Source organism: Yersinia sp. 1252 StPb PI (assembly GCF_048593885.1).
Classification (GTDB): Bacteria; Pseudomonadota; Gammaproteobacteria; order Enterobacterales; family Enterobacteriaceae; genus Yersinia; species Yersinia enterocolitica_E.
In genome coordinates, this window is sequence record NZ_JAZGQE010000441.1 from 1 (window position 1) to 721 (window position 721).

The following is a 721-nucleotide window of genomic DNA, read 5'->3' on the forward strand; positions in this document are numbered from 1 at the left end:
GCAGCGAAGTGTATCGGTAACTCGTTTTAACCCCACCACGGAACTCTCAGTAAACGGATTTCACTATCTGGAGTTCAGCATGAGCGACTCATTCGAAAAGTGGCTCAACGAGCCTATTGGCCCTAACGGTGAACAACGCCGCTACGTCCTCAGTATACCCCGTCAACACTTCGCTAAAACCGTATGGACAGATTGCAAGAAAGCAATCAAAGGGAAACGGACTTCATCTAAATAACCTGGAGATTCCCTATGCACATCAAAATTGAAGGTTACGTCATCACGAGTAACGAGAATGAATTCGTCCTGAATGCAGTTAACGTTTTCGGCAAAGACAGTAAGAACGCTGGCGAAACCTACCTGAAAGTTATCGGGTATTACCCAATGCTGAATCAGCTTATCACTGCCTTAATCATGCGCAGTATTAAGCAGTCAGAAGTCGAATCCCTGCAAGCCATGCAGCAACACATTACTCGCGTCAGCCTTGCATGCGAGAAGGCGCTTAATGATTTCACATCAGAACCGGCAAATGATGAGGTGGCCTGATGGACGATATCAGCGAACTAATTCTGACTATTGGCCGCGCGCCGGATGACGGACGTGACCACAAAGAAGCGTATGTGTGGGATATGAAAATAAAGCAGCGGCTACGAACCGGCGATAAATCAAAGAGACCGGTACCGACGCAAGTTGTCCCGCCGACTCCAGTCAAGACAGTGAAGGC

General features: G+C 48.1%; 2 protein-coding genes. Both read left to right on the forward strand.

The window, feature by feature from the left end; genetic code table 11:
* Window positions 1-79: 79 nt before the first annotated feature.
* The gene (locus tag V2A85_RS24195; RefSeq protein ID WP_420072619.1) at window positions 80-235 is read left to right on the forward strand and encodes a hypothetical protein; all 156 of its coding nucleotides are present in this window, start codon (window positions 80-82) and stop codon (window positions 233-235) included.
* 14 nt (window positions 236-249) lie between these two features.
* Window positions 250-543, forward strand: a complete 294-nt coding sequence (locus V2A85_RS24200; protein ID WP_420072620.1) for a DUF5405 family protein — start codon at window positions 250-252, stop codon at window positions 541-543.
* Window positions 544-721 lie beyond the last annotated feature (178 nt).

Excerpts from the sequence above, each read along its gene's own strand:
- V2A85_RS24195 (WP_420072619.1), top strand. The coding sequence starts at position 80 with ATGAGCGACTCATTCGAAAAGTGGCTCAACGAGCCTATTGGCCCTAAC.
- V2A85_RS24200 (WP_420072620.1), top strand. The coding sequence starts at position 250 with ATGCACATCAAAATTGAAGGTTACGTCATCACGAGTAACGAGAATGAA.